The organism is Bradyrhizobium sp. 199 (assembly GCF_023073355.1).
Taxonomy (GTDB): Bacteria; Pseudomonadota; Alphaproteobacteria; order Rhizobiales; family Xanthobacteraceae; genus Bradyrhizobium.
Map to the genome: position 1 here is coordinate 684,652 of NZ_JADPJI010000002.1, position 26,064 is coordinate 710,715.

Annotated in this window: 25 protein-coding genes and 1 tRNA gene; 9 read left to right on the forward strand and 17 right to left on the reverse strand. The window is 63.5% G+C overall.

What is annotated here, in order from left to right; all coding sequences use genetic code 11:
- Positions 1–44: 44 nt before the first annotated feature.
- From IVB28_RS03280 to IVB28_RS03315, 8 genes are all read right to left on the reverse strand, one after another.
- Positions 45–398, reverse strand: coding sequence for a nuclear transport factor 2 family protein (locus tag IVB28_RS03280; protein WP_247524620.1), 354 nt, complete (start codon positions 396–398; stop codon positions 45–47).
- A 142-nt stretch (positions 399–540) separates the two neighbouring features.
- The gene (locus tag IVB28_RS03285) at positions 541–2,013 is read right to left on the reverse strand and encodes an amidase (RefSeq protein WP_247524621.1); all 1,473 of its coding nucleotides are present in this window, start codon (positions 2,011–2,013) and stop codon (positions 541–543) included.
- Between the two features lie 141 nt (positions 2,014–2,154).
- Positions 2,155–3,126, reverse strand: a complete 972-nt coding sequence (mbfA, locus tag IVB28_RS03290; protein ID WP_247524622.1) for an iron exporter MbfA — start codon at positions 3,124–3,126, stop codon at positions 2,155–2,157.
- A 67-nt stretch (positions 3,127–3,193) separates the two neighbouring features.
- Positions 3,194–4,339 (reverse strand): alpha/beta hydrolase, encoded by a 1,146-nt coding sequence (locus IVB28_RS03295; RefSeq protein WP_276576208.1) that lies wholly within the window; start codon positions 4,337–4,339, stop codon positions 3,194–3,196.
- A gap of 127 nt (positions 4,340–4,466) precedes the next feature.
- Positions 4,467–5,336 carry an MBL fold metallo-hydrolase gene (locus IVB28_RS03300; protein WP_247524623.1) on the reverse strand — a complete coding sequence of 290 codons (870 nt, stop codon included), beginning with the start codon at positions 5,334–5,336 and terminating at the stop codon, positions 4,467–4,469.
- Between the two features lie 104 nt (positions 5,337–5,440).
- Positions 5,441–6,052, reverse strand: coding sequence for a glutathione S-transferase family protein (locus IVB28_RS03305; RefSeq protein ID WP_247524624.1), 612 nt, complete (start codon positions 6,050–6,052; stop codon positions 5,441–5,443).
- Positions 6,053–6,191: 139 nt separating this feature from the next.
- Positions 6,192–7,034, reverse strand: coding sequence for a fumarylacetoacetate hydrolase family protein (locus IVB28_RS03310; RefSeq protein WP_247524625.1), 843 nt, complete (start codon positions 7,032–7,034; stop codon positions 6,192–6,194).
- Positions 7,035–7,120: 86 nt separating this feature from the next.
- Positions 7,121–7,969 (reverse strand): MBL fold metallo-hydrolase, encoded by an 849-nt coding sequence (locus tag IVB28_RS03315; protein ID WP_247524626.1) that lies wholly within the window; start codon positions 7,967–7,969, stop codon positions 7,121–7,123.
- 112 nt (positions 7,970–8,081) lie between these two features.
- Between IVB28_RS03315 and IVB28_RS03320 the strand changes: the two genes are divergently transcribed.
- Complete coding sequence (locus tag IVB28_RS03320; protein WP_247524627.1) at positions 8,082–8,558, forward strand: DUF3775 domain-containing protein; 477 nt, start codon at positions 8,082–8,084, stop codon at positions 8,556–8,558.
- A gap of 59 nt (positions 8,559–8,617) precedes the next feature.
- On the opposite strand, the gene IVB28_RS03325 is transcribed toward IVB28_RS03320, so the two are convergent.
- The 4 genes from IVB28_RS03325 to IVB28_RS03340 form a co-directional block, all read right to left on the reverse strand.
- Complete coding sequence (locus tag IVB28_RS03325; protein ID WP_247524628.1) at positions 8,618–9,400, reverse strand: SDR family oxidoreductase; 783 nt, start codon at positions 9,398–9,400, stop codon at positions 8,618–8,620.
- Between the two features lie 201 nt (positions 9,401–9,601).
- Entirely contained in the window at positions 9,602–10,114 is a 513-nt protein-coding gene (locus IVB28_RS03330; RefSeq protein WP_247524629.1) for a CvpA family protein, read from the reverse strand.
- Positions 10,115–10,391: 277 nt separating this feature from the next.
- Positions 10,392–11,984, reverse strand: a complete 1,593-nt coding sequence (locus tag IVB28_RS03335; RefSeq protein WP_247524630.1) for a choline dehydrogenase — start codon at positions 11,982–11,984, stop codon at positions 10,392–10,394.
- Positions 11,985–12,100: 116 nt separating this feature from the next.
- Complete coding sequence (locus tag IVB28_RS03340; protein WP_256466976.1) at positions 12,101–13,534, reverse strand: coniferyl aldehyde dehydrogenase; 1,434 nt, start codon at positions 13,532–13,534, stop codon at positions 12,101–12,103.
- Positions 13,535–13,848: 314 nt separating this feature from the next.
- Here IVB28_RS03340 and IVB28_RS03345 point away from each other — a divergent pair.
- A tRNA-Met gene (locus IVB28_RS03345) sits at positions 13,849–13,925 on the forward strand.
- A 431-nt stretch (positions 13,926–14,356) separates the two neighbouring features.
- Here the strand turns inward: IVB28_RS03345 and IVB28_RS03350 are convergent.
- Positions 14,357–15,562, reverse strand: a complete 1,206-nt coding sequence (locus IVB28_RS03350; protein ID WP_247524632.1) for an ABC transporter substrate-binding protein — start codon at positions 15,560–15,562, stop codon at positions 14,357–14,359.
- 162 nt (positions 15,563–15,724) lie between these two features.
- Between IVB28_RS03350 and IVB28_RS03355 the strand changes: the two genes are divergently transcribed.
- On the forward strand, positions 15,725–16,492 hold the full coding sequence (locus tag IVB28_RS03355) for an FCD domain-containing protein (RefSeq protein ID WP_247524633.1): 768 nt from the start codon (positions 15,725–15,727) through the stop codon (positions 16,490–16,492).
- A gap of 69 nt (positions 16,493–16,561) precedes the next feature.
- Entirely contained in the window at positions 16,562–18,175 is a 1,614-nt protein-coding gene (locus IVB28_RS03360; protein ID WP_247524634.1) for an acyl-CoA synthetase, read from the forward strand.
- An 87-nt stretch (positions 18,176–18,262) separates the two neighbouring features.
- On the opposite strand, the gene IVB28_RS03365 is transcribed toward IVB28_RS03360, so the two are convergent.
- Positions 18,263–19,465 (reverse strand): MFS transporter, encoded by a 1,203-nt coding sequence (locus IVB28_RS03365; protein WP_256466974.1) that lies wholly within the window; start codon positions 19,463–19,465, stop codon positions 18,263–18,265.
- Positions 19,466–19,622: 157 nt separating this feature from the next.
- Between IVB28_RS03365 and IVB28_RS03370 the strand changes: the two genes are divergently transcribed.
- The 3 genes from IVB28_RS03370 (at position 19,623) to IVB28_RS03380 (ending at position 22,557) form a co-directional block, all read left to right on the forward strand.
- Complete coding sequence (locus tag IVB28_RS03370; protein WP_247524636.1) at positions 19,623–20,426, forward strand: MBL fold metallo-hydrolase; 804 nt, start codon at positions 19,623–19,625, stop codon at positions 20,424–20,426.
- A 157-nt stretch (positions 20,427–20,583) separates the two neighbouring features.
- The gene (locus tag IVB28_RS03375) at positions 20,584–21,594 is read left to right on the forward strand and encodes an alpha/beta fold hydrolase (protein ID WP_247525331.1); all 1,011 of its coding nucleotides are present in this window, start codon (positions 20,584–20,586) and stop codon (positions 21,592–21,594) included.
- A 15-nt stretch (positions 21,595–21,609) separates the two neighbouring features.
- Complete coding sequence (locus IVB28_RS03380; RefSeq protein WP_247524637.1) at positions 21,610–22,557, forward strand: fatty acid desaturase; 948 nt, start codon at positions 21,610–21,612, stop codon at positions 22,555–22,557.
- Between the two features lie 158 nt (positions 22,558–22,715).
- On the opposite strand, the gene IVB28_RS03385 is transcribed toward IVB28_RS03380, so the two are convergent.
- Together IVB28_RS03385 and IVB28_RS03390 are read right to left on the reverse strand one after the other, a co-directional pair.
- A complete protein-coding gene (locus IVB28_RS03385) occupies positions 22,716–22,964 on the reverse strand; it encodes a hypothetical protein (protein ID WP_247524638.1) in 249 nt (82 codons plus the stop codon).
- 135 nt (positions 22,965–23,099) lie between these two features.
- On the reverse strand, positions 23,100–24,080 hold the full coding sequence (locus IVB28_RS03390; protein ID WP_247524639.1) for a YafY family protein: 981 nt from the start codon (positions 24,078–24,080) through the stop codon (positions 23,100–23,102).
- 87 nt (positions 24,081–24,167) lie between these two features.
- On the opposite strand from IVB28_RS03390, the gene IVB28_RS03395 reads away from it, so the two are divergent.
- Both IVB28_RS03395 and IVB28_RS03400 read left to right on the forward strand, forming a co-directional pair.
- The gene (locus IVB28_RS03395; RefSeq protein WP_247524640.1) at positions 24,168–24,815 is read left to right on the forward strand and encodes a glutathione S-transferase family protein; all 648 of its coding nucleotides are present in this window, start codon (positions 24,168–24,170) and stop codon (positions 24,813–24,815) included.
- 18 nt (positions 24,816–24,833) lie between these two features.
- Complete coding sequence (locus IVB28_RS03400; RefSeq protein ID WP_247524641.1) at positions 24,834–25,268, forward strand: DUF6157 family protein; 435 nt, start codon at positions 24,834–24,836, stop codon at positions 25,266–25,268.
- Here IVB28_RS03400 and IVB28_RS03405 read toward each other — a convergent pair whose 3' ends face one another.
- Positions 25,269–26,054, reverse strand: coding sequence for an enoyl-CoA hydratase/isomerase family protein (locus IVB28_RS03405; RefSeq protein WP_247524642.1), 786 nt, complete (start codon positions 26,052–26,054; stop codon positions 25,269–25,271).
- Positions 26,055–26,064 lie beyond the last annotated feature (10 nt).

Genomic DNA, 26,064 nt, shown 5'->3' on the forward strand with positions numbered 1-26,064 from the left:
TCTCCCCGCATTGCGGGGAGAGATGAAAACCTCACCGCGACACCTCACCGCGACACGTGGGCCGATACCGCGAGCCATCTGCCGTTCAGCTTCGCCCAGCAATCGGTATACCGTCCCGTAGCCTGCTGCCCGTCCGCCGTGGTGTAGCTCGTCGCTGCATGAATGATCGCGAAGTCGCCCATGATGCGGATGACGACGTCGTGCTCATGTAAATTGCGGATCGCGATCGGCCGCGCCGTTTGCTGGAGGAAGGCTGCGCGGTCGACCAGCGTCTTGTCGGGATTGGAACAGTAGAACTCCGGCGCCAGGATTTCGTCGAAACGCTCGACGTCGCGGTTCTGCACGGCGGCGACGTAGTCGCGGTTGAGTGCGGTGAGTTGATCGAGGTCGTTTCTCATGGTGTTCCTTCCTCCCTGTCACTGCGAGGAGCTCGCGACAGATTGTGCAGCAATTTGCGCTGATGCGACCAAGCACTCCAGATGGTTCCGCGGCGACAGTCTGGATTGCTTCGCTGGCGCTCGCAATGACGCGCGGCGAAAGCTAATCGTCAAACATCTTTGGCGGCACGAACCCGCCGAGCTCGCGCTCGATCAGCTCGGCGAGTTTGAGCGGCGTGCGGTCCTCGAGGAAGGGCCCGATGATTTGCACGCCCACCGGCAGGCCGTCCTTCGACAAACCGAGCGGAATAGCCGTTGCCGGCAGGCCGGTCAGGGTGGCGATGCCGGGCCAGGCAAGCTGGTCCGGATAGGCAAAGTCCTTGCCGTCGATGTTGATCCGGCGCGCCTCCTGCTGGGGCGAATGATCATGCGGATAAGCCGGCGTGGGCATGATCGGGCAGATCACCGCGTCGAATGTCCTGAACAAGTGCCGCCATTGCGCGCGCAGGCCGGCGCGAGCGCCCTCGTCGAACACCCAGGCCTGATGTGTGCTGGTCATGCCGCGCAGCCGCTCGGCAGACAGGCTCTTGTCCTCTGGCGAGAGCTGCGCCGCCCCGGCACGCGCGCCGGCGAGAATGTCCGGCGGAAGGAAGGCGCCGAGAAAGCCCATCAGCATGCGCATGTAGAGGCGAGAGGCCTCCGTGAAGTCGGGAAACAGCGGGCTTACGCGGGCTATGCTTGCACCTGCGCGCGACAGTTGTTCCGCCAGCTGCTCAATCCCGCTGCGAATGTCGGCATTCGCAGGCAGCAACGGATGGTTGTCGATCACCAGAACGCGGAAATCCTTCAGCGCGCGGTGTCGCGCCTCTGGCAGCGCGAGCTTGTATCCGATGCCCAGATCCAACGGATCGGGGCCTGCCATCACGTCCAGGAGCAGGGACAGATCTGCTGCACTCCGCGCCATCGGACCGATCACTGCCATATCGCGCTCCATCGGGATGGCTGGGAATGGCGGCGGCGTGTGGCCACGTGTTGGACAGAGATTGTAGGTCGGCTTGTGCGCATAGACCCCGCAATGGAAGGCGGGGACGCGCAGCGAGCCGCCGATGTCGGACCCGAGCGAGAGCGGTCCGTAGCCTGCTGCGAGCGCTGCAGACGAGCCGCCCGACGAGCCACCAGGCGTGCGGCCGAGATCGAATGGATTGTTGGTCGTGCCGTAGATTTCGTTGTAGCTCTGCCAATCCCCGAGCCCAACGGGAACGTTGGTTTTGCCGAGGATAACGCCGCCCGCGTTCTTCACCCGGGTGATCGACAGCGCGTCCTCCGCCGGCTTGAAATCCTTCTGCGGCGTCCAGCCCCAGGTCGTGGGCAGGCCGGCGACGTTGTAGGATTCCTTCACCGTGATGGGCAGGCCGAGCAGCGGTTTGCGCTCGCCGCGCGCCAATGCGGCGTCCGCCTCGCGCGCGGCGCCAAGCGCGCGATCAAAGTCCCGGACGCAGATCGCATTGACCTTGCCGTCGTGACGTTCGATGCGGTCGATCGCATCCTGGGTGAGCTCGACCGCGGAGACCTTCTTTGCGGTCAACGCGGCCGACAGCTCGACCGCGCTCTTGAAACTCCATTGCGATTTGGCCACGGCATGCTCCTGGTCATATTGCCGGAGGATGATGCGCAGTTTGGCCGAACCTCGCAACCGCCGTTTGACGTGTCAGCTATGTCTCCGAACACCTGTCAGTGATCTGTCCCGGCTAAATACTTCACGGGGCATGACAGCGACCTACGCCGCTCCGATCAAGATGCCCACCGCCAGCACGATCGCGCCGCCGAGCACGATCTGGAACACGGCCTGGAGGAATGGCGTGTCCATGTAGCGTGAGCGGATAAAAGCGATCGCCCACAACTCGAAGAACACGACGATTCCGGCGATTCCCGTCGCGATCCAGAATGCGTTCGGCCAGCGATCCGGGACGAGATAGGGCAGAGTGTGTCCAAGCCCGCCGAGCGTCGTCATCAAGCCGCAGGTGAGTCCGCGCAGCCAGGGCGAGCCGCGGCCGGTCAGCGAGCCGTCGTCCGACAGTGCTTCTGCAAAGCCCATGCTAATGCCGGCGCCGATGGAGGCGGCAAGACCGACCAGAAACGTTTGCCAGTTCTGATGCGTGGCGAAGGCCGCGGCAAACAGCGGCGCCAGCGTCGAAACCGAGCCGTCCATCAGACCTGCGAGGCCGGGCTGCACATACTGCAGCACGAACATGCGGCGGTTGGTGCGATCCTCCTCGGCGCGGACGTCGGAACTCAGGATCTCGCCGGTCAGCTTTGCGGCGGTCTCCTCGTGACCTTTCTCGGCTTCGGCGAGATCGCCGAGCAGGCGGCGCACGCCGACGTCCTCGGCCTGTTCGGCGGCCTTCACGTAGAAGCGCTCCGCCTGCATCTCCATGGTCTCGACTTCCCTGCGGATGGCATCGAGCGACAGGTTCTTGGTCAGCCAGACGGGGCGGCGGCGCAGGAATCCCTTGACGTCCTCGCGGCGGATTGGCGGCAGATGCGGGCCGAAGCGCTGCTCATACAATTCCAGCAACATGTGCCGGTGGCCGCGCTCCTCCTCGGCCATCTGCTCGAACAGCTTTGCCGAGTCCGGATAGCGCTCCTTCAGGTCCTCGGCGAAGCTCATGTAGATGCGGCTGTCCTCCTCTTCGGAGGAGATCGCGACCGCAAGCACCTCGCGCTCGGTCAGATCGGCAAAATTCTTCACAGCAGCCCTGTCTATATAGTTTAGAATAATTCTAAACTATATAGAGCGCCGAAGTTTCCGGGTCAAATCACGCGCGGCTCTTCGCAAGGAAATCCAGCAGCAGACGGCTCACCTCGGCCGGCTGCTCCTGCTGCACCCAATGACCGGCGCCGTCGACGAGATGGCAGCCGAGCAGCGTCGTGCAGGTCCGCGCCTGCATCGCTTCGAACACGCCGGGACGCTGGTAGGTGCCCCAATCCTGCTTGCCCGAGATGAAGCAGGAGGGCACGTCGATGCTGCGGCCGGAGAACAATTGCAGTTCAGGGTGGAAAGCGCCTGAGGTGCCGCAGCGATACCATTGCAAGCCGCCCTGGAATCCGGTGCGGCCATATTCGGCGCTGTAGTAAGCGAGCTCCCGGTCCGGCAGCCATTGGTTGGCTGCGATCGCAGCCGGCGACGGCATTTCCTTGGCGACTGTCTGCGCCATCGTCTCATTCAGGTCCATCACATAGTAGGTCGGCAGCTTTGCCAGCTCGTTCGCCGACCACGATGCCAGCGGAGTGGGCTTGTTGTCGGTCCAGTCCGCGCTTTTGTGATGATAATAGGCGCGCAGGAAATCATGCACGCCCTGCGGCGCGCGGTGCATGTCGGCGTTCGCCGCGCGCGTCGCGTAGTACCATTGATAATGTTTTCGCGGCTGCGGCAGCGCGGCGAGCTCGCGATGTACGGGGTCTTCGGCGGGGGGCTTTGCCGGCGTGTCGACGGTGCCAAACGGCAGCGGCGGCGGTCCGCCGAACGGCGCGCTCATCATCGTCACCGAACGAAACACGTCAGGCCGTATCAAGGCGCACCAGGATGCAACCGGGCTGCCGAAATCATGCCCGACCACGTCGACTTGCCTGTAACCGAACGCTGACACCAGGGCGAGCGCATCGCGCACCAGGTTGAGGAGCGAGAACGGCGCGAGATCGCCGTCGTAGTCCGCGGTCCACCCCGTGGTCCGTCCGTAGCCGCGTTGGTCCGGCGCGATCACGTGATAGCCGGCCGCGGCGAGCGTCGGCATCACCTTGCGCCAGGAGAAAGCCAGCTCCGGAAAGCCATGCAGCAGCAGGATGCAGGACCGGCCCGGGGTCTCGAAGCCGGCCTCGAGCACATGCATGCGCAGGCCGTTGATGCCGTCGACATAACGCGAGCGGATGCCGGCGGGGAGCGGAATGTCCGGGAGATCGGCCATGATGTTTCCTCGTCATGGCCGGGCTTGTCCCGGCCATCCACGTTCTTTGTTGCCGTGGATTGTAAGAACGTGGATGCCCGGGACAAGCACGGGCATGACGAAAACCGAGAGCGTTGATCGCGATGCGTTAAACCGCCGCGCACACGAACGCGTTGCCCTTGCGCCGGATCTTGCCGACCGACGGCGAGGGGAAATGCGCGGTGCAGCACAGCGTGTCGGTGTCGCAATAGCGTTCGAGGAAGCCGCGGCGCGTCGTCGCCGCCCTGGCGGGATCGACGTCGAACTTGATCGACAGCTCCGGATAGAGCGTCTGCAACGGCGAGTGCATCAGGTCGCCCGAGAACACCGCGTCGTCCTTGCCGCGGCCCATCGTAATGGCGATATGGCCCGGCGTATGGCCGGGCGTCGGCAGGATGCGGACGTGGTCGCCGATCTGATGATCATTGCCGACGAGCTCGTGGCGTTTCGCCTCGACCACCGGCAGCACGCTGTCGGCAAAGGGTGGGATCTCCGCTTTCGCATTCTGCGCGAACCAGTGATCGTATTCCTGCCTGGCGAACAAATAGCGCGCCTTGGGGAAGGTCGGCACCCAGCGGCCGTTCTCCAGCCGCGTGTTCCAGCCGACATGGTCGACATGCAGATGCGTGCACATCACGAAGTCGATGTCGTCGACCGAGAACCCAGCGGCGTTCAACGCGTGCAAATAAGTGTCGTCGGTCTTCATGTTCCACTTGGGGCGTTGCGGCCGCGGCTTGTCGTTGCCGATGCAGCTGTCGATCAAAATGGTGTGGTGCGGCGTCTTCACCACATAGGACTGGAAGCACAGCAGCAGGACATCCTGCTCGTCCAGCGCCTTCGCTTCGCGCATCCATGCGCGGTTCTCGGCAAGCACGTCGCTCGTCAGTCCCGGCAGCATCTCCAGCGCTGGGACGAACGAGGTTTCCTGCTCGATGACGCGATGGATGGTGAGATCGCCGACCGAGAATTTGAGGCTCATGAGAACTCCCGCGATTACAGCACGATCCGGAAAAGTGTGCTGCGGCTTTCCGACAAGATCATGCTCAAACAACAAGCCTAAAGCGCGATGATCTTCATCGCGTTTTAGCCGGCCGGCGGCACCGAGATCTTGACCGAGGGCCGCTCCAGCATCTTCTGGTGGAAGGCGTCAAGCTTCGGGTGGGCCTTGCGCCAGCCGCAATCGGCGAAGCGGAAGTCGGCATAGCCGAGCACGCAAACGAGGCCGATCTGCGAGATATCGAACGGGCCGTCCAGGACCTCAGGCATGTTCTCGAACCGCGCCATGCCGGTCCAGGCCCGGTTCCAGTGATCGTCGGACCATGCCTGCCATTGCAAGCCTTGCGGCCGCACCATCTTCTCGTAGCGGCACAGCAGCATGGAATCGAGCATGCCGTTGATCAGGGAATGATTGGTCTTGGCCTTCCAGCGCCGCGGGCCGTAATCCGGGACCAGGCTGCCGCCGGCCATCTCGTTGAGATATTCGACGATGACGTAGGAGTCCAAGATGACGTCGCCGTCATTGGTAATCAGCACCGGCAGCTTCTTCAGCGGCGTGATCTTCGAATAGTCCTCGTTGGCCGTGCCCGGCGCGACGGTCGCGGGCGTGAGCTCGATTTTGTCGATCAGCCCAAGCTCGATCGCAGCGATGCGCACCTTGCGGGCGAAGGGCGAGGCGGGGGAGAAGGTGAGCTTCATGGCGGAATGTCCTACGGGGTGACCGGCAATTGGTTTCCGTCATTGCGAGCGAAGCGAAGCAATCCAGTCCCTCTCCTTGGAAATAGTCTGGATTGCTTCGTCGCTTCGCTCCTCGCAATGACGGGGAGAGGGCAACGGCTTATGCCGCCACGATATCCTGGCGCTGCTCGCCGAGGCCCTCGATGCCGAGCGTGATGACGTCGCCGACATTGAGGAAGGTCGGTGGCTTCATGCCGAGGCCGACGCCGGGCGGGGTGCCGGTGGTGATGACGTCGCCGGGCAGCAGCGTCATGAATTGCGAGACATAGGAAATGCACTTGGCCATGGAGAAGATCATGGTCTTGGTCGAACCGGTCTGGCGACGCTGGCCGTTGACGTCCAGCCACATCGACAGGTTCTGGACGTCCTTGATCTCGTCCTTGGTGGCGAGCCACGGTCCGAGCGGGCCGAACGTGTCGTGCGACTTGCCCTTGGTCCATTGTCCAAGGCGCTCGATCTGGAAGGCGCGCTCGGAGACGTCGTTGCAGACGCAATAGCCGGCGACGTGGTTCAGCGCGTCGGCTTCCGAGACATATTTCGCACGGCTGCCGATGATCGCGGCGATCTCGACCTCCCAGTCGAGCTTGGTCGAGCCGCGCGGCTTCTCTACTGCGTCGTTCGGGCCGGACAGCGATGTGTTGGCCTTCATGAAAATGATCGGCTCGCTCGGAATATCGGCGCCGGTCTCCTTGGCATGGTCGGAGTAGTTGAGGCCGATCGCGACGAATTTCGAAATGCCGGTGACGGGAGCGCCGAAGCGCGGCTTGCCGGAGACCGCGGGCAGCGAGGCGGGATCGAGGCTTGCCAGCTTCTTCAGGCTCTCCGGCAAATAGGCCTCGCCCGTGAAGTCCTTCACATGCGCCGACAGGTCGCGCAACTGGCCGGATTTGTCGATCAGGCCGGGCTTTTCCGCACCCTTCTCGCCATAGCGAACAAGCTTCATTTTCGTTTCTCCCTGAGAATGGACCGATCGGTTGAATAGCTTCATGGAACAGGGCGGCAGGAAATTCAACCGCCCAAAAACGGAGATCACCCCAGCGCCACGAACCTGAACGCGTCTCCGTCCCGCCTGATATGCCCGGCCGAGAAATGGCCGCCGATCACCAGCGTCGGCGTGTCGGCAAAGCGGGCGAACAGTTCGCGCCGCGTCGCGGCAGACTGCGTCTGGTCGGAATCCGCCGTCGAGGACCAGTCGAGATGCGCCATCTGGCAGGGGTGATGGGCGACGTCTCCGGTGAGCAGACCCTGTTCGCCGTCCGATCGGATGAGAATGCTCATATGGCCGGGACTATGGCCCGGGGTCGGGATCATGCTGATCTCTTCGCAGAGCCGGTGGTCGCTCGGGATCAGATCGGCCCTGCCGGCATCGACGATTGGTTTGACGGAATCGTCAAACACGGCCCGCTTGTCCGGTTCGGTCGAATTCGCCTGCCAGTGCTCGTATTCGGTCTCGCCGAAGACGTAGCGTGCCTTGGGAAATGTCGGCACCCATCGACCGTCGACCAGCTTTGTATTCCAGCCGACATGATCGACATGAAGATGCGTGCACAACACCGTATCGATGCTGTCGGGCGCAAAGCCTGCCGCCATCATCGTCGCCAGAAACGGGCTGGTGCGGTTGTTCCAGGTCGGAACGTTGCGGCCCTGCTTGTCGTTGCCAAGACCGGTGTCGACTAGGATGCGTCGCGAAGGCGTCTCAACCACCAGCGAGTGGATCGACATTTTCAGCCGGCCCTCTTGGGTTGCGAAATGCGGAATAAGCCAGGGCAGCTTCTGGATCTCTTCATTGCCCGCGAGCGGCAGGATGAAACGGGTCGATCCGACCGTCTCCAGCTCTACCATTTTGGTGATTTTGACCTGGCCGACCTTCCACTGCATGCCGCGCGTTCCCATGTGCTTTTTTCGTGGCGAAACATGCGGTTTTCCGCCCTCGAGCGCAATGGATCATCTGACGCAATGCGGCGTTATCGCGGGAACTGGAGGAGGAGCCATGCCAGAGCTTGCGATTTCTGCGGAGAAAGTCGCCTTCATCATCGAGAAGGCGCGCGAATTCGACGTCAAGGAGGGGGATTCCGATCCGGATTCCGGCTCGAACCCCTCCGACGACGATGCGGTTGACGTCCTCTCCGATGACGGCTCCGATCCTGTCGTCAACGAGCTTGGAAGCTTCATGATCGCGTTGAACGAGGACGAGCAGATTGATCTCGTCACGCTGACCTGGCTTGGTCGCGGCGACGGCACGATCGATGACTGGAACGATTTGCGCGCACGCGCGGCCGAGGCGCGCACCGAATATCGCAGCCCGCGCCGCGAAACGGTGCACTACCTGCTCGGCGAGCCGATGCTCGGCGATCTGCTCGCGGACGGGCTCGACGAATTCGCCATCGACTGGGCCGGTGAGCGCACGACGGCCGATTCCTCCGGCCCGAGTCAGCAGGACGAAGACGAGCCGACCAAACAGCGGTGACCCCCATTTGAGAGTTCTTCGCCTCTCCCCGTAAGGACGGGGAGAGGGAGAAGACCAATCTACAACGTCCCCGGGAACGCACCCCCATCCAGCAGAATGTTCTGCCCGGTGATGAAGCCGGCCTTGGCGCCGCACAGGAAGGCGCAGGCATAGCCGAACTCGTCGGGCTGGCCGAAACGGCCGGCGGGGTTGAGCTTGGCGCGCTCGGTCAGGATCTGCTCCGCCGAGACGCCGCGCTTGTCGGCCTCGGCCTTGGCGGTGCCGGTCAGACGATCGGTTTCGAACGGGCCCGGCAGCAGGCCGTTGATGGTGACGTTGTTGATCACGGTCTTGCGCGATAGGCCGGCGATGAAACCGGTGAGGCCGGCGCGCGCACCGTTGGACAGGCCGAGGATGTCGATCGGCGCCTTCACCGCGGCCGAGGTGATGTTGACGATGCGGCCGAACTTGCGCGCCATCATGCCGTCCACGGTCGCCTTGATCAGCTCGATCGGCGTCAGCATGTTGGCGTCGATCGCCTTGATCCAGTCGTCGCGGGTCCAGTTGCGGAAATCGCCGGGCGGCGGGCCGCCGGCATTGTTGATCAGGATGTCGGGCTCGGGGCACGCCTTCAGCACGGCTTCGCGGCCCGCCGGCGTCGTGATGTCACCGACGATCTCGGTGACCGTCACCTCGGGAGAAGCCTTGCGGATGTCGTCCGCCGTCTTCTTCAGAGCCTCGGCGCCGCGCGCGGTCAGCGTGACGTGAACGCCGGCGTCGGCGAGCGAGATGGCGCAGGCACGGCCGAGGCCCTTGCTGGATGCGCAGACGATGGCGCGGCGACCTTTGATCCCAAGATCCACTGTTTCACTCCCGTAATGTCAGGCAGGTTTTGAATAGCGGCATTCTAGCCAATCGTGGCGTTGCTGATAAGGGACGGGCTCGCATCAAAATGCATGCGCAGGGCGCTAGCGATGCAAATGCGCAGGCATGATCCGGAAAAGTTGCGCGGCGGTTTTCCGAAAAGACCATGCCCAAACCAAAAAGCGCGGTCTTATCGCGCTTCAGATTCGCCGTTCCTGCTTGAGGCGGTCGATCGCGGAGGCCGCTTCCGGCGGCAGCGACTTGAACCCCATCTGGCCTGCCGTCGAGAACAGCGGCCGCAGATGCGAGCCGGCGAGAAACGGCGGCTGGCGATTGACCGGCACGATCTGGTCGAACACCAGGACCAGCGTGGTGGCGACGAGCCCGACCCTGATGGCGCCGAGCGCCGCGCCGCCGAGCCGGTCGCCGATGCCGGCCTCGCCGATGGTGTCGTTCAGCGCGATGCGGCCGATATGCCCGAACAGCATGCCGACAACGACGAAGATGCCGAAGAACCAGGTCCAGTTCTGCAACTGCGGTGAATTCGGGTTGCCTGCAATTTGCGGCGCGATCAGCGGCATCAGCGCAACCGCGATCGGGGCGGCGAGGAGATAGGCGAGGATGGTCATGGCGCTGCGCAGCAGGCCGGTCCTGAAGCCGAAGCCGACCGCGATGGCGAGCGCGGCATAGACTGCGAGATCGAAACTGTTCATGCGCAAAAGCCCTGCCTCGATGGAACGAATGAACGCCGGACCGATCATTCGGTTTCAGATCGATAAAATCGTCTGTACTGGTGTCTCCAGGAGCTCAGGGTTGCGCCCAGGGAAAGGCCAGGGGATCGTCATGCCAGACCTATTCGATGTCAGTAAAGAAACTGTCCTCGTCACTTTGCCTATAGGTCCCGGATCGGCGCTTATGCTCGTCCGGACCGACAGCGCAGAATGAGGTCGCGGCTGCTCTCTTGCGACAGTGGACAATGACGCGGCGGCGCTACCTTTTCTCCGTCCTGATCATATCCGCCGCCTTCTCCCCGATCATGATGGTCGGCGCATTGGTGTTGCCGCCGATCAGGGTCGGCATGATGGAGGCATCGACGACCCGCAAAGCTTCAACCCCGTGCACCTTCAGTGCGGAATCGACCACGGCCATCGCATCCGTCCCCATCTTGCAGGTGCCGACCGGGTGATAGACGGTGTCGACGCGCTCGCGAAGGATGGCGCGGATGTCGTCGTCCGTTTTGACGTTCGCCGTGAACATGTCCTTCTTTTGCAACGCGCGTAGCGCAGGCGTTTCCATCAGCCGCTGCGTGGTCTTGAAGCCCGCGACCAGGGCCTCGAGATCCTCCTCCTCGCCCAGAAAGTTCGGATCGATCATGGGCGGTGCGAGCGGATCTGCGCTTTTGAGCCAGACGCTGCCACGGCTCTTCGGTCTGAGCAGGCAGACATGGCATGAAAATCCCGCCTCCTTGTGCTTTTTGCGGCCATGGTCGTCGAGCATGGCGATGACGAAGTGCAATTGAATGTCGGGCACATCGAGGTCGGGCCGGGTTTTCAGGAAGCCGCCACATTCGGCGAAATTGGTGGTCATCAGGCCGCGTCGCTCGCGGCGGTACCGCTGGATGGCGCGGAGCAGAGATGGCAATCGACTGATCGACGAGTGCACGAGATGCGGATAGTCGGAGGCGTAGACGAAAACGAAGTCCGGATGATCCTGCAGGTTGCGCCCGACGCCCGGCAAATGATGCATGACGCCAATGCCGTGCGAACGAAGTGCATCGCCATCGCCGATGCCCGACAGCATCAGCAATTGCGGTGACTGGAAGGCGCCGGCAGCGAGAATCACCTCGCGCCGGGCACGCAGCTGCTTTGTCTGCTTCCCCTGCACATATTCGATGCCGACCGCACGGCCAGCTTCGAACAGGATCTTCGTGGCCTGTGCTGCCGTCTCGACGCACAGATTGGGACGTTTGTTCATGTAGGGATGCAGATAGGCACGCGCTGCGCTCCAGCGCTCGCCATTGTGCTGCGTCACCTGGTAACTGCCGAGCCCTTCGTGGTCCTCCTCATTGAAGTCCTCGCGGACCCGGAACTGCGCCTCGCGCGCGGCCTGATGGAAGACGTCATGGATCGGATTATCCGAGCGCAGCTTGTTGACATGCAGGGGGCCGCCCTTGCCATGATGCGCGCCGTCGAAATCGGCGTTGTTCTCGGAAGCCTTGAAATAGGGCAGCACGTCCGCATACGACCAGCCGGTGTTGCCGAGGGCAGCCCAGTGATCGTAGTCCCATTTGTTGCCGCGGATGTAGACCATGGCGTTGATCGCCGAGGAGCCGCCGAGACCCTTGCCGCGCGGCTGATAGCCGATGCGGCCGTTCAGTCCCTTCTGCGGCACGGTATCGAAGGCCCAGTTGGCCGCGCTGTAGGGCAAAGCGAGCCCGAACGGCGTGGTGATCCGCCAATGGTCGTTCCGTCCACCCGCATCGAGCAGCGCGACCGACGTCGCCGCATCCTCCGAGAGCCGGCCCGCGATGGTGCAGCCGCCGGAGCCCGCGCCCACGACGATGAAATCGAATGTGTCAGTCAATGTTGCCCCTTGCATTTTCCTTTCGTCATTGCGAGCGCAGCGAAGCAATCCAGACTGTCACCGCAACGGGATTCTGGATTGCTTCGCTGCGCTCGCAATGACGGGTGTTTGACGATCTACGACATGAACCGCATCAACTTCTCCAGCCGCGCGATCTTGCCACCATAGGGCGGATAGAGGTCGGCGAGGCGGTTGAACTTGGAGCGATAGAACACCGGCTTTAGCTTGCTGAAGGTGCGAAAGCCCCATTCGCCGTGATAAGCCCCGGTGCCGGATGCACCGACGCCGCCCATCGGCTGGTTGATTTGCGTGAAGTGAAACAGGCAGTCGTTGATTGTGACGCCGCCCGAGGTGGTGCGCGCCAGCACCTCGTCGCGCGCGGCGCCGTCCTTGCCGAACCAGTACAGCGCCAGCGGCCGGTCGCGGTGGTTGATGAAGGCGATAGCCTCGGCGGGATCGCGATAGCCCAGAATGGGGAGCACCGGGCCAAAGATCTCCTCCTGCATCGCCGCCATCGGTTCGCTCGCACCGACGATCAGCGTCGGCGGGAACTTGCGGTGTGCTTTCCAGTTTGGATCGTCCGCCTTCGCGGGCTGCAGGATCTTCCCGCCGCGCTGCGCCGCGTCCGCGACGAGGCCTTCGAGTCGCGCATAATGCCGGTCCGAGATGATCGAGGTGTAGTCCTTGTTGGCGGGATCAGTGCCGAACATCCGCCGCATCTGGGCGCGCAGTTTTTCGGCGAAGGCCTGCAACGAGCGCTCCGGCACCAGCACGTAATCAGGCGCAATGCAGGTCTGCCCTGCATTGAGCAGCTTGCCGTAGGCAATGCGCTCGGCCGCTTCATGGAGATCGGCCGAGGCGTCGATGATCGCGGGGGACTTGCCGCCGAGCTCGAGCGTGACAGGCGTCAGGTTGCGCCCAGCGGCCTCCGCGACCAGCCGCCCGACCCGGGTCGAGCCGGTGAACACGAGGTGATCGAACGGCAGGTGCGCAAAGGCCTCGGCGATCTCCTCTTCGACACCGGTGACCCGCATTTCCGTGGCCTCAAATCTCGCGGCAACCGCCTCCTTCAGCAGCGCCGAGAGGTGCGGCGTGAGCTCGCTCGGCTTGATGAGGACGCGATTGCCGGCGGCGATCGCGCCGATCGCGGGTGCGAGCGTGAGCTGGAGCGGATAATTCCAGGGCGCGATGATGCCGACAACACCGAGCGGCTGCGGCATCAGCCGGTTGCGGGCGGGGAGGAATTGCAGCGCGGTGGCGACCCGCTGCGGTGCCATCCAGCTCTTCAGGTGCTTTGTGGCATGCCGGATCTCGGAGAACAGCAGCATGGTCTCGGCGATTGTGGTCTCCACGGCCGAGCGGTGGCCGAAATCGGCCGAGATCGCCTGCCGGAAACGCTCTTCGTTGTCGGCGACGACGCTGCGCAGCCGCGCCAGCCGGTCGAGCCGCTCGGCAAGGCCGGCCGCCGGCTCGTCCCGCGACCGCGCGACCATGGCGTGGAAGGCCTCCTCCAGCGCCTGCAGCGGGGCGCTCCTCAGGGATTTGTCCAGGGGCGTTCCTCCCTCAAGGGCGCGTTTTCGGCCTCAAGCTTGTTGCCGCAAGCTGGCCCTTTGTGGAACTTCTGGCAAGACCGCGCGGAATGGCGCCGAAATCGGTCGCTTCTCCTGTCATAAAGTCGAAAAAAACGTTCCCGCAGCCCTTTCCAAAGCCGACTTGCCTTGATACATACGCCCCGCACCCGATGGGCTTTGTCCCGGGGTTGCCTTCCAAGGAAGCCTTTGGGACGGACGAGGAAAGCCACGCGAACAGCGCCGGCCTCAACCGATCGTCCCCAGAGATCTAACGGAAGGCGTGCAAGTGTTAACGCGGGGTGGAGCAGCCCGGTAGCTCGTCAGGCTCATAACCTGAAGGTCATAGGTTCAAATCCTATCCCCGCAACCAAATTCGGACCTTACCGGTTCCGATACGAAAATGGCCCGCGCTAAGCGGGCCATTTTTGTTTGGCCCGCGATCGCGCGTGCTTACCGAGCAATTCACCGTGGTCTGCGCCGATCTTGGCAGATATGGGCGCAGCGCTTGCTTGGTGCGTTGCATGTTGGCGATGGTGTAGTCGATCGCTGCGCCGACGAATCCGAGAATCGGGGACGGGCGCCAGGGCAAAGAGGACGGCGATGTTGCCGCGATCGTCGCGGCGGAACGCGCGGAGGACGCTGAAATGCGACGGGCAGAACTCACACTGGTAGGAAATTAAATCTGCGCGTGCGTGTGTCGTCCGCACGCGCAGCTCATACCTAAGGCATGTTTGAATTTGGAACGCTGCACTATCCCCGTATGAAGTATGTTACCGGCACCGGTGCCCATTCCAGTGCCCGTTATTTTACCAGCGGGCAGCCGCCATCCTTCAGCGGCCGAAATGCCTGGTCGGCGGGCACCTCGGCGAGCAACTTATAGTAATCCCAAGGCCCCTTGGATTCCTCCGGCTTCTTCACTTGAAACAGGTACATGCTGTGCACCATCCGGCCGTCCTCGCGCAGGGTGCCGTTGTCGGTGAAGGCGTCGCGCACCGGCAGCTCGCGCATCTTCGCCATCACCGTCTTGGTGTCCTTGGTGCCGGCAGCCTGCACGGCCTTGAGGTAATGCAGGGTCGCGCTGTAGGTCGCGGCCTGGTTCATCGTCGGCATGCGCTTGACGCGCTCCATGAAGCGCTTGCCGAAGGCGCGGGTCTTTTCGTTGAGATCCCAGTAATAAGCCTCGGTGATGATCAGGCCTTGCGCGAGCTTCAGGCCCAGGCTGTGCACGTCGGAGATGAACATCACGATCGCAGCCAGGTTCTGGCCGCCGGCGACGATGCCGAACTCGCCGGCCTGCTTGATCGCGTTGATGGTGTCGCCGCCGCCATTGGCGAGGCCAATGATCTTGGACTTGGACGCCTGCGCCTGCAGCAAGAATGACGAGAAATCCGCCGTATTCAGCGGATGCTTGACGCTGCCGAGCACCTTGCCGCCCGCGGCCTTCACGACATCGCCGGTGTCGCGCTCGACCGAATGGCCGAAGACGTAGTCGGCGGTGAGGAAGAACCAGCTGTCGCCGCCGTTCTTAACGATGGCGCTGCCGACGGTGTGGGCGTTGGCGTAGGTGTCGTAGGTCCAGTGCGCGGTGTAGGGCGAACAGGATTTCCCCGTGATGTCGGAGCTGGCCGCATCCGTCACGATCATGATCTTCTCGTACTGCTTCGACAGCTCCATGACGGCGAGCGCGGTCGCCGACGTCGGCAGGTCGATGATCATGTCGACGCCTTCGGTCTCCCACCATTTGCGGGCGATGGTGGAGGCGACGTCGGGCTTGTTGAGCACGTCGGCCGAGACCATGTCGATAGGCTTGCCGAACATCTGGCCGCCGAAATCCTCGATCGCCATTTTGGTCGCCTCGACATTCCCCATGCCGCCGATGTCGGAATAGACGGAGGAGAAGTCGGAGAGCACGCCGATCTTGAGCGGCGCCTGCTGGGCGGAAGCGGGGATGGTCAAGGCAGCCGACAGCAAGCCGGCCGCGGACACGAGCGCTGCGATAGGTCTCATGGATACGTTTCCTCTATTAGGGACTATTCTGTCCCTTGTCCGACAAAGTTAGAGCTCGGTTCCAGAGGAGTCAATTTCTTGCCAATCAGGCCAAATTGCCGTAATTGACGCGTCCTGGGACGGCTCCTATAGTTTGTCGGACAATCGCCATTGGAGGCCGATTTGCCCCTCGCGCCGCTCTTCCGACCGATCGATGTCGCGCCGGCCTATCAGAAGGTCGCCGACGCCATCGAACGCGAGATCGTCAATGGCCGCATCAAACCTGGCGATCCCATTGGCACCGAGCACGATTTGGTCCGCCAGTTCGGCGTCAATCGCTCGACCATCCGCGAGGGCATCCGTGTGCTGGAGGAGGGCGGACTGATCCGGCGCGATTCCTCGCGGCGTCTGCACGCCTGCCTGCCGCGCTACAGACAGCTCGCGAGCCGTCTCAGCCGTGCGCTGGTCCTGCACGAGGTCACCTTCCGCGAGCTCTACGAGGCCTCCATGACACTGGAGGTCGCGAGCATCGAGGGCGCCGTGGAGCGAGGGACCGGGGAGAATCTCGCCGAACTCGCCGACAATCTTGCACGCAGCGAGGCCGTGGTCGGCGATCCCGCGATGCTCGCCGAATGCGACGCCGAATTCCACGTTCTGATCGCCAAGGCCTCGCAGAACCGCGTGCTCCAACTCGCGCGCGAGCCGGCAGCGCAATTGTTCTATCCAACCACCGAAATGATCGTGACCGGTGTCGCCGAAGGCGGTCCGCGTCTCGTCGCAGCGCATCGCCATCTCATCGACGCGATCCGCCATCGCGACCGCGAGGCCGGCGTGCTCTGGACGCGCCGGCATTTGCAGGACTGGCGCCGGGGCTTCGAGAAGATCGCCTCGCTCGACCGTTCGGTCGAGCACATGTACATGGAGCACGCACAGGCGGCTCGCCGCAGATAGCGCAAACAAACAAGACGCAAGATACCAAGCAATAAATCCAGCAAACAAAGACATTACATGGAGGGACACATGACCGGCGAGACCTCAGCCACCATCGCGAAAGCCCGCGAGCATTCCATCGGCGACCTCCTGCGCCGCTCGGCAGGCCGCGAGCCGAACAAGCTTGCGGTGAGCTGCGGGGACGTGAGCTGGAGCTTCGCCGAGATGGACGCGATCTGCAACCGGCTCGGCCGCGGCCTGCTCGGCCTCGGCGTCAAGAAGGGTGATCGCATCGCGGTGCTCTCGCGCAATTCGCACGCCTTCGCCGCGCTGCGATTTGCGGTGGCGCGGATCGGCGCGGTGCTGGTGCCGATCAATTTCATGCTCAATCCGGACGAGATCAATTTCATCCTGAAGAGCTCCGGGGCAAAATTGCTCGCGACTGGTCCGGATTTCGTCGAGCCCGCGCGCGCAGCCAGCGCCAAGGATTGCGCGGTCGAGAAGATGATCTGGCTGCCGGGCGAGGATCCTGCGTCCGCGCCTGCGGGCCTCACCACCTTCAACGATCTGCTTCATGCCGACCGCTCGTTCCTGGAAGCGTCGGTCGACAGCCGAGACCTCGCCCAGATCGTCTACACCAGCGGCACGGAATCGCTGCCCAAGGGCGCGATGCTGACCCATGAAGCCGTGATGTGGCAGTATGTCAGCTGCATCATCGATGGCGGCATGAGCGTGGAGGACAAGTTCCTGCACGCCCTGCCGCTCTATCACTGCGCCCAGCTCGACGTCTTCCTGGGGCCGCAAGTCTATCTCGGCGCCTCCGGCGTGATCACGGGCAAGCCTACGGCGGACGGCATTTTGGCGCTGATCCAGGCGCACAAGATCACGTCGTTCTTCGCGCCGCCGACGATCTGGATCGCGATGCTGCGCTCGCCGAATTTCGACAAGACCGATCTGTCGACGCTGGAGAAGGGCTATTACGGCGCCTCGATCATGCCGGTGGAGGTGCTGCTCGAGCTTCAGCGCCGCCTGCCCAACGTCAAGTTCTGGAACTTCTACGGCCAGACCGAGATCGCGCCGCTCGCGACCGTGCTGCGGCCGCAAGACCAGCTGCGCAAAGCGGGCTCGGCGGGCAAGCCCGTGCTCAATGTCGAGACGCGCGTGGTCAACAATTCGATGGAGGACGTGAAGGTGGGGGAGGTCGGCGAGATCGTGCACCGCTCGCCGCATCTGCTCTCCGGCTATTACAATGATCCCGTGAAGACCGCAGCCGCGTTCTCGGGTGGCTGGTTTCACTCCGGTGATCTCGCCACCGTCGACGAGGAGGGCCACATCACGGTGGTCGATCGCGTCAAGGACATGATCAAGACCGGCGGCGAGAACGTCGCGAGCCGCGAGGTCGAGGAGATGGTCTACCGCATCCCCGCCGTCTCCGAGGTCGCCGTGGTCGGCCTGCCCGATCCGCGCTGGATCGAGGCGGTCACCGCCATCGTCGTCGTCAAGAGCGGTGAAAAGCTGGACGAGGCCGCCGTCATCAAGCACTGCGCCGGCCAGATGGCGCACTTCAAGGTGCCCAAGCGCGTCATTTTCGTCGACGCCTTGCCGAAGAATCCGAGCGGCAAACTGCTCAAGCGCGAGCTACGCCAACGCTTCGTCGGCGACGAGACGCTGGACAAGGCGATCCAGAAAAATTTTGCGACATAGAACCGGGTGGCGTTTCGGCAGCGTCGCCGCGAAGACGACTGCTTGCAGCCTACGTCGTCGCCGTGACATCCGTGACGGCGATGAAGTTCAATACTTCTTCACCGTCGCCCCGAACGCGAACCACAGCGCCATCGATGCGAGCCCGAAGCTGCCGAGCAGCAGGAAGGTCGGACCGTAGCCGATCCATTGCGCGATCCAGCCGCCGAGCGCGGGACTGAGGCTGGCGCCGACACCCTGCACCGTGATCACGGCGCCCTGGCCGAGATTGATGCGGCCGCTGCCGTTGAGCGCGCGCGCGACCATGCCGGGAACGGCAACGGTCTGCAGACCCGTGCCGATGCCGTCGAGTACCTGCATTGGCACGACGCCCCACCATCCCGTGACGAAAAACGCGAGCACGCCGCGGATGGGCAGGAACATGAAAGACACCAGGATCACCGGCCAGTAATTGCGCTTGCTCGCGGCTTTCATCGCGATCAGCGACGTCACCACCATCACGCCTTGTGCAATCACCACGGTGGTCGCGACGAAGCTCGGGCCGTTGGCCTGTCCCTCGGCTACCGCCGCAAGCCCGTAGAGTGGAACGATCGCGGCATTGCCGAGGTGGAATAGAGCCAGCGCGAGCGCCAGGACGAGCAGTGGCTTGTGCTTGAGCAGCATCGTCATCGCATCCGGCGCAGCCTTGGAGTCATCCTCCTTGCTGCCGCGCGCGGCCCGGTCATCGATCGCCTTGGCCGGGATCATCAGCACGCAAGCGATCGCGATGGCACCGAACACGGCCGCCAGCACGAACACGGCGACATAGCCGTATTTGTAGCCGAGGTAGCCCGACAGCGCGGCGCCGACCATGTTGCCGGCGTGGTTGTACGCCTGGTTGCGGCCGTTGAGTGCGTTGAAGCCCTTCTGCTTGGCGATGCCCAGCGTGATTCCCGTCACCGCCGGCACGATCGCGGCGCTCGCCAGCGATTGCGCGACTTGCGAGAACGTCACCGCCCAGAAATTTTGCGAGATCAGGATGATGGCGGAGGCGAGAACGACGCAGATGCCGGGAATGACGACCCACATTCGTTTGTTGCGGCTGGCATCGATGAAGCCGCCGATCGGCGTCGTGATCAGCATGCCCGCGACATTGCCGATCGTCAGCGCAGTGCCGATCAGCCCGGTCGCCCAGCCGCGCTCCTGGAGGAATACGCCGACGAACGGACCGATGCCCGACTGCATGTCGGCCATGAAGAAGTTAAGAGCGAACAGAGGCCAGATTCGGGACGAGGAGGGGGACCGCGATGTCATCGATACCTAAACACGCTCCACGTGACACTTTAGCCAATCGCTTCCGCGTGGACCTGAACGTAACGGGCGCTCGCCGCGTTGGTTCCCTCCCGCCACCGACCTTGCCGAGCGCTTCTTCGCGATGTCATCCTGCGATCGTCCCCACGGAGCTCGAGTCATGCCTCTCTGGACCTGCGAAACCTGCGGCGCACAATTCCCGAATGGCGGAAATCCGCCCGCCTCCTGCCTGGTTTGCCAGGACGAGCGGCAGTTCGTGAACTGGAAAGGACAGAGCTTCCTCACGCGCGAGGAGCTCATGCGGGGGCACCGGTTGGTTGGACGTGACGATCTTGGCCTCACCGGCATCGGCATGGAGCCGAGCTTCGCCATCGGGCAGCGCGCGCTGTTGGTGCCTCAAGGCGACGGCTGCGTGATGTGGGATTGCGTTCCCCTCGCGACCGATGAAGCCATCCAATACATTGCAGCACTCGGCGGACTGAAGGCGATCGCGATCTCGCATCCGCACTACTACGGCGCGGTCGCAGACTGGAGCGACGCCTTCGGCGGCGTGCCGGTGTATCTGCATGCCGATGATCGTGCCTTCGTCACCCGGTCGCATCCCTCGATCGTGCACTGGACCGGCGATAGCCACCGCATCTCCGACGATTTGCTGCTGCTGCGCACCGGTGGTCATTTTGCCGGCGCCACCATGCTGCACGCTGCGCGGGGCGCGGACGGCAGGGGCGCGCTGCTCACCGGCGACATTGCTCAGGTGACGATGGACCGCCGCTTCGTCAGCTTCATGTACTCCTACCCCAACTACATGCCGCTCAATGCCGCCGCGGTGCGGCGGATCGCGGCAGCCGTCGAGCCGCTCGCCTTTGATCGGATCTATGGCGCATGGTGGGGACGCAACATTGCCACTGGGGCCAAGGCCGCCTTCGCAGCGTCGGTGGAGCGTTATATCGCCTCCATCGTCTGAGCCGGTAAGGTCGTTGGATTTGTCTTGCCGGCCTAAAATAACTGTACTAAAAGTACAGTTATTGAGCGCGGCGCAACGGCGCGTCTGTGGGCTCGGCATGATCGATGCATCGTCGCGTCAGCCGCGCATTCTGGGCCGCGAGCGGGAGTTTCGGTTCATGACGGCGCAGTACGACATCTTCGAGGCCGGCGACGTTACCCTCCAGTCCGGGACCGTCTTCTCCTCCCTGAAGCTCGCCTACAAGACCTACGGCACGCTGAGCCCGGCGAAGGACAACGTCATCCTCTATCCGACGTCGTTCAGCGCGCAGCATTTTGACACCGAGTGGCTGATTGGCCTGGACGGCGTGCTGGACCCCAAGCGCTACTTCATCATCATCCCGAACCTGTTCGGCAACGGTCTGTCGTCCTCGCCGTCGAATACCGCGGCGCAGTTTCCCGAGCTGACCTATCACGATGCGATCGCGGTCCAGCACCGGCTCCTCACCGAGCGCTTAGGCATCGCAAAGCTTGCCCTCGTCTACGGCTGGTCGATGGGCGGCATGCAGGCGTATCATTGGGCGGCGCTGCATCCCGATATGGTCGCGCGCGCGGCCGTGGTCTGCGGCAGTGCACGTTGCGCGCCCTACAATTGCGTCTTCCTTGAGAGCGTCAAGGCCGCGCTCGCCGCCGATCCCGCCTTCCGCGACGGCCGCTTCGCCGAGAAGCCCGTCGCCGGCTTTCGCGCCATGGGGCGCGTCTATGCAGGATGGGCGATGTCGCACGGCTTCTATCGCGACGAACTCTGGCGCGAGGCGGGGTTCACCTCGCTGGAGGACTATCTTGTCCGTGTCTGGGACGCGACGTTTGCCCGGCGCGACGCCAATGATCTCCTGGCGCAGATCGGCATCTGGCAGCGCGGTGACATCAGTCGCTGCCCGGCATTCGGCGGCAATCTCGATCGGGCGCTGGCGGCGATCGAGGCGCACATGCTGCTGATGCCGGGGGCGACCGATCGCTATTTTGACGTCCGCGACAACGAAGACGAGCTTGGCCGGCTGACCAACGCGAAATCGGCCGTGCTGCGTCCGATCCCGTCCCTGCACGGCCATCGCGCCGGCAACCCCGCTGGCAATCCGCGCGATCAGGCCTTCATCAAGGCTGAGATCGCAGCCCTTCTCGCCAAGTGACATAGGCATCCGACCATGACTGACGCGACCGTTTCAGACACCGGCCACCGCCTGAAGCCCCTGACGCCGGCGATGCTGCGCGAACTGTCGGTCCGTTCCGATCTCAGGGGCGCGGCGCAGAGCCTCGGCCATTATGGCGCGATCGTGCTGGTGGGCGCGCTGATCTGGACGGTCGCTTCCCGCCATGGCGTGCTCTGGGCGCTGCCACTGATCGCAGTGCAGGGCTATGTCGTCGCCTTCCTGTTCATGGCGGTGCACGAGACCGCGCACAAGACCGCCTTCAGGAGCCGCGGCTTCAATCTCGTCGTCGGCCATCTCTCGGCCTTCATCATCGGATTGCCCTACGAATATTACTGCCTGTTTCACTGGGACCATCACCGCTACACCCAGGATCCGGACAAGGATCCCGAGCTGATCGTGGGGGTAAAGCCGACATCCGACACGCAGCTCGCGATCGCCTATAGCGGCCTGCTCCAGGTCGCCGGGCGGCTGCGGCTGATGCTCGGCCATGCGGTCAGCGGTAAGGTTACCATGCCCTGGATCCCCGAGGGCAAGCGCGCCACCATCGTCGTCGAGGCGCGCGCCTATGTCGCGCTCTATGTTCTGCTGCTCGCGCTCTCGCTGTGGTTCTCGTCGGCGTTGCTGCTTTGGGTCTGGATCGTTCCGCTTGTCATCGGGCAGTTCTTTCTGCGGCCCTATCTCTATGCCGAGCATACCGGCTGCGACCGGACCCGCAGCGCGTTTCAGAACACCCGCACCACCTACACCGGCGCGGTCGTCAAATGGTTCGCGTGGAACATGCCCTACCATGTCGAGCACCACGCCTATCCCTCGATCCCCTTCCATGCGCTGCCGAAGCTGAACGAGATCGTCGACGGCGAGATCGTCCACCGCGGCCGCGGCTACATCAGAACGACGCGCGAGACCTGGGCCTGGTTTCGCCGGCAGCGGCAGGCCGGCTAAAGCATGATCCGGAAAAGTGCGCAGCGGTTTTCCGAAAAGAACATGCTTTGAACAACAACCTAAAGCGCGATGGCGATTCATCCTGATCGCATCCCGCTTTAGTCAAATGCAAAGCCCCGATCGCGGTGCGATCGGGGCTTTTTGGAAGCGGCGAGATATCAGTACATCCCGTAGGCGCAGACGTTCACGACGCGCACGCGCAGGCCGTGACGAGTCTGGATCAGGCGCTCCTGGTAGCAATTGCTGACGCCGGTGTTGAGGTAGATGCCGCCAACGCCCCAGCCGGGACCCCAGTGGTGATGACCGTGATGGTAATGGAAACCACCGGCCGAGGCGGCGGTGGGCGCGAGAGCGGCAACGCCGAGCGAACCGGCGGCGATCAGGCCAAGAGCAAGCTTACGAAACATTTTCATTCTCCAGTATGGCGTTAGGGCCGTTGTTGTGTCCCTGCATCTCGGTCGAGCCGAGATGCGATCGCGTTCACCTGGGATGAGGAGAATCGTGTTTCAGGATTGTTTCGTGGCGTGCGAAATGTGTCGTCGTCAGGCTTTTGGCACAGCGGGATAGCGCGCGGCCATTGCCTGCGTCAGCTCCATCATCTTGTCGCGAAGATCGGCCGGCTCCAACACTTCGGCCTCGGGCCCGAGCCGCAACAATTCGGCGGCGGCGTGCCAGGATGTCTTGCCAACAGGCACGCGCGCAATGCGCCAGCCGTCAGTATCAGTGCTCTCTTGGAGCTGCGTGCGTGCCTTAACGTAAGGCTGGCTCAGCGCATCGAGCAGCTTGACACCGAGCGGCGACAGCCGCACGACCGCGACATTGGGATGCATCTCGGCCTCGAGGCGAAGTGTCGCGGCCTGCCAATAGGCGGCGAGATCGAAATCGGCGGGGCGATCGAAGCGATCGTCGAGCGCTGTACAGTCGAGCACGCGCGCGACGCGATAGGTGCGTACGCTGGCGTCGACCTGGCCCGCGAGATACCAGTTCCCACCCTTCAGCACGAGGCCGAGCGGCGCGAGGCGGCGCTGCTTCTCGGACCGCCAGCTCTGGTAGCGGATCCTGATCAGCGTCCCCCGCAGCAGCGCGTCGGCAATCGCGCGCAGATGCTTCGGCTCTTCCGCCTCGCCGAACCAGCCCGGCGCGTCCAGATGAAAGCGCTCCTGCATCCGGCTGGCATCCTGGCGCAGGTGGACTGGCAGCGCCGCCATCAGCTTGTTTCGGGCGGCGATCATCGCCGCATCGAGCCCGAGCGCCGCGGCGGGGCCCGGCAATCCGGCCAGGAAAAGCGCGCCTGCCTCGGTCTGCGACAGGCCGTTCAGCCGCACGCGATAGCCGTCGAGCAGCCGGTAGCCGCCCTCCGCGCCGCGATCGGCGTAAACGGGAATGCCGGACGCGGCGAGCGCATCGATGTCGCGATAGATCGTGCGCACCGAGACCTCGCAGGCCTCCGCGAGCTCGGGCGCGGTGACCTGTCCCCTGGCCTGTAGGGTGGTGAGGATCGACAGCATCCGGCTCGCGCGCATGATTGCTTAAACCATACCTGACACAAGATGTCAGGTATGGTTAACTACAAGATGCACCCAGCAGACGGCGCCTGAGGGAGACCTGCCATGACCGATCCGAACCGCATCACGCTGTATTATTCGCCGCAAAGTCGCGCCACCGGCACGCGCGTGCTGCTGGAGGAGCTGGGGGCGCCCTACGATCTTCATGTCCTCAACATGAAGGCCGGGGAGCAGCGTCAGTCCGACTATCTCGCTATCAATCCACTCGGCAAGGTTCCGGCGGTCCGTCACGGCGACGCCCTGGTGACCGAACAGGTCGCGATCACCATCTATCTCGCCGATCTGTTTCCGCAGGCTGGGCTGACGCCCGCGCTGAACGATCCCTTGCGCGGCCCTTATCTGCGCTGGATCGCCTATTACGGCTCATCTTTCGAGCCCGCGCTGATCGACAAATTCATGCAGCGCGAGCCGGCGCCGATCACGCAGTCGCCCTATGCCGACTACGACACCATGCTCGGCGCGCTCGAAGCCCAGCTGTCGAAGGGGCCGTATCTGCTCGGCGAGCGCATGACAGCTGCCGATGTGCTATGGGGCGTCGCGTTCAACTGGACCATGATGTTCGGCATCGTGCCGAAGAAGGACGTCTTCGTCCGCTATGCCGAGCGCATGACCGCGCGGCCGGCCTTCCAGCACATCACTGCGGCGGACGCCGAGATGGCGGCGCAGCATGCCGCGGCGGCTGGTGGAGGGTGAGTGATCGAGGGTTTGCAGATGACCAAGCCGATGCACACGACCAACTGCTTCAATACTTTCATCCAGGTTGCTGAAGATTGTCCTGCGCGCACCGGGGAAGAGCCGCCGCTCCGCGCGGGAAAGCCGACAGTGGCGTACCTGCAATACGAGATGATCGCCAAGGCGCCTTACAAATATAGGTCCGACGACGTGATCTTTGCGACGTCTGCGCCGGGGCGGGAGCTCGATGGGAAGACGACGAAAGCGGAGCAGCAAGCGGCCCGTGAAGCGTTCTTCTCCCGGGGACGGGCATGCATGAGGGCGTCGAGCCTGGGCAAGCGCTTCGGCTGGGGCGTTCATGCCGATAATGAGGGCCGTATCGCGATCCACGCGATCGATAGCAAACGTTACCAGGCGCTCGCCCGCGATCCCAAGCTGACGCAGGTGCGCGCGATGAGGTCGAAGCGGGCGTGATCAGAATTTTGGCGGCCGTTTCTCCGCGAACGCCTTGATGCCTTCCTTGATCTCGTCGCCGCGCATGCTGTCCCGATGGCGCTGGTCGGTGGCGCGATCATCGAGCTCGCCGCGGGCGAATTCGTTGATCGCACGCTTCATGCCGCGCATGGCCTGCGGCGCGTTGCCGGCGAGGACGCCAGCGAGCTTGTCGACTTCCTCGTCCAGAAATTCCACTGGTACCATCGCGGTGAGATAACCGATGCGCAGCATCTCCGGCGCGCTGATCTTTTGCGCGGTCAGGAACAGCTTTTTAGCGTTGTCGAGGCCAAGCCGGGTGACGTAGCGTTTGATGCCGCTCCGGTAATAATGCAGCCCGAGCCGTGCCGCCGGCATGAACATCTCGGCGGTGTCAACACCGATGCGGAAATCGCAGGCGAGCGCGAGGTCGGTCGAGCCTCCGTAGACGCCGCCGTTGAGCCGGCAGATCGTCGGCACGCCCAAATCCTCCAGCCGGTTGACGACCACCTCGAAGGCGGAGCCCGCGCTCTGCTGCTCGTTTGCGCTGACGGCGCGCTCGGCGACGGAATTGAGGTCATAACCGGCGGAGAAGGCACGGCCGGTGCCGGTCAGCACCAGCACGCGGATGGCTGCATCCGCCTCGATCAGGTCGAACAGCTTGACGAGCTCGTCGAGGTCCTCGGCCTGGAGCCGGTTGAGATACTTGGGCCGGTTGAGGCGGATAGTGGCGCGTGCGCCGTCGCGTTCGAGCAGGGGGCCGCTGGCTGCGTCGGTGAGGTCCGACATTCTTTGTCTC